The following is a 6,864-nucleotide window of genomic DNA, read 5'->3' on the forward strand; positions in this document are numbered from 1 at the left end:
TCAGAGCGGCAGGCCGGCGGCGAGGAAGGCCAGGTTGCGGTCCACGAGGCCGGGCAGGTCGAGCTCGCCGCCGCTGTCCAGCCAGGAGTACATCGCCGCCTGGAGCACCCCCAGCACCGCCCAGGAGAACGCCTGCACCTCGGGGTCGGCCGGGTCCCGGCCGGACCGCTCGGCGACGAACCCGTTGATCACAGTGAGGGTGCCGGTGCGCATCGAGTCGAACATCCTGGCCCGCAGCGCCGGCACCTCGACCATCATCCGGGTCCGCGCGAACAGCGCCGCGCTCTCCCGCTCGTACACGATCGGGAAGACGTCGCGGAGCGTCGCGCGCAGCGCCTCGATCGGGGACAGCTCCGGCGGCTGCGCGCGGAACACCTCGGCCAGGACCGGGTCGTACTCGTCCTCGATGACGACGTCTTCCTTGGTCGGGAAGTAGCGGAAGAACGTGCTGGGCGAGATCTCGGCCGCCGCGCTGATCTGCTCGACCGTGGTGGCGTCGTAGCCCTGCTCGGCGAAGAGCCGGAGGGCGTGGTCCTGGATCGCCCTCCGGGTCCTCAGCTTCTTGCGCTCGCGCAGCGGCAGCCGCCGCAGGCGCTCCTCGAACGCGTCCAGGGACGGCTCAGATGGCGGCGTGCTCATGCGTCGATTCTCGGCCATCGGCGGGCGGCTCCGCACGTTCGGCGGCGCGGCCCGGCTGGAACGCGGCCACCAGCGCCGCCACGGCCAGCGCGGCGAGCGCGCAGGCCGCCAGCGCGGCGTTCATGCCCTGGACGTAGGCGTCGCGGGCCGAGGCGAGCAGCGCGGGGTCGCCGAGCCGTTCCGCGAGGGCGGCGGCGCCGCCGACCGAGTCGCGGGCGGTGGCGGCCGCGTCGTCCGGCAGGGCGCCGGGGTCGAGCCGGCCGCGGTAGACCGACGCCACCAGGCTGCCCAGGGCGGCGATGCCGAGCGCCGCGCCGGTCTGCCGCAGCGCCTGCACCAGCCCGGAGCCGCGCCCCGCCCGGTCCTCGGGCAGCCGCGACAGCACGGTGTCCATCGCCGGGACCATGGTCAGCCCCATCCCGGTCCCGGCCGCGGCCAGCCAGAACGCGGTGTACGCGTACGTCCCGGCCGTGTCGGTGAGCGCGCCCGCGCCCATCCCGGCGGCCAGCGTCAGCAGCCCGGCCACCATGATCGGCTTGGGGCCGGTACGGCCCGCGAGCCGGTCGGTGGCCAGCCCGCCGGCCATGATCCCGAGCAGCATCGGGGTGAGCCGCACCCCGGTGCCGAGGACGCCGTTCCCCTGCACGACCTGGAGGAACTGCGGCAGCACGAACAGCGCCCCGGCCATCACCAGCGTGGCGGCGGTGCCGGCGGCCAGCGGCCACAGGAAGAGCCGGTCGCGGAACAGCCCGATGTCCATGATCGGCTCGCCGGCGCGGCGCTCCCACAGCGTGAACGCGGCCAGCAGGACGAGCCCGCCGGCGACCGCGCCCAGCGTGACCGGGTCGGCCCAGCCGCGTACCGGGCCCTCGATGACCCCGTACACCAGGGCGACCAGCCCGGCCATCGACAGCAGCGCACCGGCCCAGTCGATGCGCGGGGCGGTGGCGTCGCGCGACTCGGGGAGCAGCAGCGCGATCGCGATCATGGCGATCACCGCCGGCGGCACGTTCACCAGGAAGATCGAGCCCCACCAGAAGTTCTCCAGCAGCCAGCCGCCCAGGAGCGGGCCGAGCGGCAGGCCGAGCGCCATCGAGGCGGACCAGACGGCCACCGCGCGGGTGCGCTCCTCCGGCGGGAAGATCACGGGCAGCATCGACATCGACAGCGGCATCACGATCGCCGCGCCGGCGCCCATGAGCAGCCGGGCCGCGATCACCGCCGCGGTGCCGCCGGCGAACGCGCCCGCCAGGGACGCCGCCGCGAAGACGGCGAGGCCGGCGAGCAGCAGCCGCTTACGCCCGAAGCGGTCGCCGAGCAGGCCGGCCGGGAGCAGGAGCGCGGCGAACACCAGGACGTAGGAGTCCACGATCCACTGGAGCGCGCTCGTTCCCGCGTCCAGCTCCTCGGAGAGCGTGGCGAGCGCCACGTTCAGGATCGTCAGGTCGAAGCCCAGGGCCAGCAGGCTGAGCGACAGCGCGCCCAGCCCCCACCAGCGCCGGGCCGGCGCGGGGGGAGCGATGGTCGTCATGAGAGTCACCTTTGTTTGAGGCTAGCTATGAAATGAGAGTAACTCTCAAAAGATGGCGAGTGTCAATACGAGGCGGTACTCGACCCGCGCCCGACGAGGGGTGTAATTTTGATTACATGACTACGAACGAAGCCGCCGAGGAGCTGCGGGGCTGGTTCGCCGGGCGGCTGCCGGAGGGCTGGTTCGAGGGCGCGCCGGAGATCGTCCTGGACCGCGAGGAGGTCAGCGTGATCGGCCGCCTGCCCGTGCCGGCCGCGGCGGCCGAGGCCGGCGGGGCCGAGCGCGCCGGGATGCTCGCCGGGCACATCAACCGGTTCCGCGAGGAGACCCGCGACCAGCGGATCGCGATCGCCCGCGAGGCCGAGCACCGGTTCGGCCACAAGGTCTCCTGGGGCGCCGCCTGCGGCGACGCGCGGGAGATGTTCACGACCCTGTCGGTGCCGGTGATGACCCGGCTGCGCCAGCCCGAGCGCCGCGTCCTGGACACCCTCGTGGACGCGGGCGTCGCGCGCAGCCGCAGCGACGCGCTGGCCTGGTGCGTCCGGCTGGTGGGCAAGAACACCGACGAGTGGCTGGCCGAGCTGCGCACCGCGCTGGAGTACGTCGAGCGCGCCCGCGCCGCCGGCCCCAGCGCCTGAGCCCGCATCCTTACGCGATCACGACGGCCGCTAGGTGTGATCATGGTGCTGACCTCGCCTAATGTGCAACGGGAGGTACGGCCGCGGTAACGGGACACGGGCGGGGGTACGGGCATGGGCGGGCTTCGCTGTCTGGACGGTTCTTCGCTGGCGGTGCTGCCGGTGGCGGCGCTCGACCGCGGCGGCACCCCGTTCGAGGTCACGCTGGAGCTGCGCCGCGACGGCGACTCGTTCGGCGCGGTGGGGGAGCGGTGCGGGCACGTGCTCGCCGCGCTCGCCGCGCAGGTGGCCGCCGCCCGCGCCGAGGACTCCCCGCAGGCCGCCCGGTGGCCCGATCCCGACGACCGGTTCCCCGCGCGGCCGGCGTACGTCCCGTACGGGAAGGCGCGCTGCCCCGACACCGGCGCCGACAGCGACGCCGACGTGCCGCCCGACACCGACCGCGAGACGGAGCTGTTCGCGTTCCGCTACCGCGACCGCGGCGACGTGGCCAGCACGGGTGAGCTGCGCTGCACGCTGCGCACCTCGTCGGTCTGGGTGGGCCCGCAGGGCTCCCCGCACGGGCGGTGGCGGCGGGCCAGGAGGGCCGTGATCGAGGCCTGGGGCGCCGGCGGTCGGGGCGTGCGCGCGGTGCTCACGTCCGCCGAGCTGGCGCGGTTCCTGCGGGACCTGCTGGCCGAGGCCGAACGGGCCGGAGAGCGGGCCAGGGAACGCGCCGGGCAGCGGGCCGGAGCGGGCCACCGAGCCCCGCGCGGCCGCGCGGTCGGCTAACCTCCAGGTACCGCCCCGCACGTATCCGGTGTTGAGCGCGCGTTCATGTAAAGAGCGCGTTATGGCCGATGCGGTGCGATATATATCGCCCCGAGGTCATAATTGGGCATCGTCCTGGAATCGAGGGCGGCCGCGCGAAGGGAAACCCGCATGGGGGTTCGGCGAGGTGACCGAGGTAGCAGGGACGTCCAGGGCAGACGGGGAGACGGGTTGCGTGGAGAAGCAGGGGCCGGCGAGTCCGGGCCGAAGGACAAGCTGAGCTCCGCCATCCGCCACAGCGGCCCGTACGGCAAGATCCGGAACGCCGTCTACCGCATGTACGAGCGGCGGGTGGAGTCCTCGCTGCGCACCGACATCATCCCCCGCCATGTCGGGGTGATCCTCGACGGCAACCGCCGGTGGGCCCGCTCGATGGGCCTGGCCGACGTCAACCGGGGCCACCAGAGCGGCGCCGAGAAGATCTTCGAGCTGCTCCAGTGGAGCACCGAGGCCGGCGTCGAGGTCGTCACGCTGTGGCTGCTGTCCACCGACAACCTCAACCGGCCGGCCCGCGAGCTGGACCCGCTGCTGGAGATCATCGAGAACACCGTGCGCAAGATCGCGGCCGACGGCTGGCACGTCAAGCCGGTCGGCGCGCTCGATCTGCTGCCCGACAAGACCGCCCGCGTCCTGAAAGACGCCCAGGAGGCCACATCCGACGCCCCCGGCCTGATTGTGAACGTCGCCGTTGGGTATGGAGGTAGGCGTGAGATCGCTGATGCGGTGCGCTCTCTGCTCATCGAGCAGGCGGCGAAGGGCACCAGCATCGAGGAACTCGCCGAGGGCCTTGATGTCGAGCACATCGCGGAGCATCTCTACACGCGCGGCCAGCCGGACCCGGACCTGGTCATCCGCACCTCGGGGGAGCAGCGTCTCTCCGGTTTCATGCTCTGGCAGAGCGCCCACTCGGAGTTCTACTTCTGCGAGGTCCACTGGCCGGACTTCCGCAAGGTCGACTTCCTGCGGGCGATCCGCTCGTACGCCGCGCGGCACAGGCGCTTCGGTTCCTAAGGGCCGGTCCCCACTCCCGGGGCCACCACCCCCGGCCACCGTCCCGGGCCAGGGCCTCCCTGGCCGCACGGGGGCGGACTGTTGCGCCACCGGCAGTTCCCCTCTTCTCAGGGAGATCGAGTGGCCACAACCTCCGCGCGCCGTCCCGACTCCGGGATCCCCACCGGGACGACCCCCGTCCCGGACCGGCGCACGTACGTCCTCGACACCAGCGTCCTGCTCGCCGACCCGGGGGCGATGACCCGGTTCGCCGAGCACGAGGTCGTACTCCCCATCGTCGTCATCTCCGAACTCGAGGCCAAGCGGCACCACCCGGAACTGGGCTACTTCGCCCGCCAGGCGCTGCGGACGCTGGACGACCTCCGGCTGGAGAACGGCCGGCTGGACGAGGCCATCCCGCTCGGCGAGCAGGGCGGCACCCTCCGAGTGGAGCTGAACCACTCCGACCCGAGCGTGCTGCCCGACGGCTTCCGGCTGGGCGACAACGACACCCGGATCCTGTCGGTGGCCGGCTGGCTGGACCGCGAGGGCCGCGACGTCGTGCTGGTCTCCAAGGACCTGCCGATGCGGGTGAAGGCGTCGGCGGTCGGGCTGGCGGCCGAGGAGTACCGCGCCGAGCTGGCGGTGGTGGAGTCCGGCTGGACCGGGATGCGGGAGCTGGAGGTCCCGGCCGGGCAGGTGGAGGAGCTGTACGAGAACGGCCGGGCCGACCTGGAGGAGGCGCGCGAGCTGCCGTGCCACACCGGGCTGCGGCTGCTGTCGGAGCGCGGCTCGGCGCTCGGCCGCGTCCAGCCCGACAAGTCCGTGCGGCTGGTGCGCGGCGACCGCGAGGTGTTCGGGCTGCGCGGGCGCTCGGCGGAGCAGCGGGTCGCGCTCGACCTGCTGATGGACGAGGACGTCGGCATCGTGTCGCTGGGCGGCCGGGCCGGCACCGGCAAGTCGGCGCTGGCGCTGTGCGCGGGCCTGGAGGCCGTGCTGGAGCGCCGCCGGCACCGCAAGGTCGTGGTCTTCCGGCCGCTGTACGCGGTCGGCGGCCAGGAACTGGGCTACCTGCCCGGCAGCGAGAACGAGAAGATGTCGCCGTGGGCGCAGGCCGTCTACGACACGCTGTCGGCCGTGACGACCCCCGAGGTCATCGAGGAGGTCCTGGACCGCGGCATGCTGGAGGTCCTCCCGCTGACCCACATCCGGGGCCGCTCGCTGCACGACGCGTTCGTGATCGTGGACGAGGCGCAGTCGCTGGAGCGCGGCGTGCTGCTGACCGTGCTGTCGCGGATCGGCGCGGGCTCGCGGGTCGTGCTCACCCACGACGTCGCGCAGCGCGACAACCTGCGGGTCGGCCGGCACGACGGCGTCGCGGCCGTGGTCGAGCGCCTTAAGGGGCATCCGCTGTTCGCGCACGTGACGCTGACCCGTTCGGAACGGTCCCCGATCGCCGCCCTGGTCACCGACATGCTGGGCGACGTCACGGGCTGACCGCGCGTCCGATGGCACGTTCCGGGCCCCGGCGCCATGCCGGGGCCCGGACCCGTCCGGGTCCGGTCTCCGGGCCCGCTCCGTCCGCGTGCCGGAATGATCACAGCATGTGATCGTTAAACGTCACTCCGTGTGACTGTGAGGAAGGTCACACGAACCTCCCGGATGGGGAGGAATGCCAGCTCGCACAGTGATTTCCGGGTTTTCCGGCGCAGGTTGACAACCGGCTCATCCCTAGCATTCGTCTCGTTCCGGTTGCAGAGCATCCCCGCCGCTCAGGCATTGTGTGTCCCCGTAAGCACCCCCCGAGCGGTGCGGTCCACCTCGCCTCCCCCCGAATCCGCGAGGCGGGCGCGGCGCCGTTCCGGGTCCGGGACCGCCGCGGCGGGCCGCGGGCCAGGGGGTGGAAACAGCTCGTGCGCGCGTCCATGCGCGCACGACCGTCGGAAGGACCGCCTTGTACGGAGACCGCCCCGGGTCCCCTAGGCGAGACGAACGACAGAGCCCTGCTCCCCACGACCCCCTGGGCCCCGCCGCCGCCCGCACGGCGGCCGACGACGTGAAGGTCGCCGGCGACCCGTTCGGCGGCGCCCCCGGCGGCGACACCGCCTCGATGGGAGCGGTCGCGGACGACCCGCACGCCCCCGGCGCCGCCGCAGGCCTCGCCGGGCCGCCGCCCGGCCCGATGGGCGCCCCCGGCCCCATGGAGGCGCCGCTGGGCCCCGGCGAGGAGCTGGCGGGCGGCCCGCGCCGTCCCGG

The 6,864-nt window shown here is 73.4% G+C and carries 6 protein-coding genes and 1 pseudogene; 5 read left to right on the plus strand and 2 right to left on the minus strand.

All coding sequences use genetic code 11. The features are described 5' to 3' along the window. Complete coding sequence (locus tag AB0881_RS26475; protein ID WP_366620945.1) at positions 1 to 639, minus strand: TetR family transcriptional regulator; 639 nt, start codon at positions 637 to 639, stop codon at positions 1 to 3. Next, complete coding sequence (locus AB0881_RS26480) at positions 620 to 2,170, minus strand: DHA2 family efflux MFS transporter permease subunit (RefSeq protein ID WP_366620947.1); 1,551 nt, start codon at positions 2,168 to 2,170, stop codon at positions 620 to 622. The genes AB0881_RS26475 and AB0881_RS26480 overlap by 20 nt, the downstream gene beginning before the upstream one ends. 116 nt (positions 2,171 to 2,286) lie before the next feature. Here AB0881_RS26480 and AB0881_RS26485 point away from each other — a divergent pair, with 116 nt between their 5' ends. The 5 genes and pseudogenes from AB0881_RS26485 to AB0881_RS26505 form a co-directional block, all read left to right on the plus strand. After that, positions 2,287 to 2,808: a hypothetical protein gene (locus AB0881_RS26485; protein ID WP_366620949.1), complete on the plus strand. Its 522-nt coding sequence runs from the start codon at positions 2,287 to 2,289 to the stop codon at positions 2,806 to 2,808. Positions 2,809 to 2,922: 114 nt separating this feature from the next. Further along, on the plus strand, positions 2,923 to 3,579 hold the full coding sequence (locus tag AB0881_RS26490; protein ID WP_366620951.1) for a hypothetical protein: 657 nt from the start codon (positions 2,923 to 2,925) through the stop codon (positions 3,577 to 3,579). 294 nt (positions 3,580 to 3,873) lie between these two features. After that, entirely contained in the window at positions 3,874 to 4,629 is a 756-nt protein-coding gene (locus AB0881_RS26495) for an isoprenyl transferase (protein WP_366620958.1), read from the plus strand. A gap of 156 nt (positions 4,630 to 4,785) precedes the next feature. Further along, entirely contained in the window at positions 4,786 to 6,105 is a 1,320-nt protein-coding gene (locus AB0881_RS26500) for a PhoH family protein (RefSeq protein ID WP_366620960.1), read from the plus strand. Positions 6,106 to 6,664: 559 nt separating this feature from the next. Continuing rightward, positions 6,665 to 6,864: pseudogene (locus AB0881_RS26505) on the plus strand (hypothetical protein); the annotation flags it as partial.

This window comes from Spirillospora sp. NPDC029432, assembly GCF_040703975.1.
Lineage (GTDB): Bacteria > Actinomycetota > Actinomycetes > Streptosporangiales > Streptosporangiaceae > Spirillospora.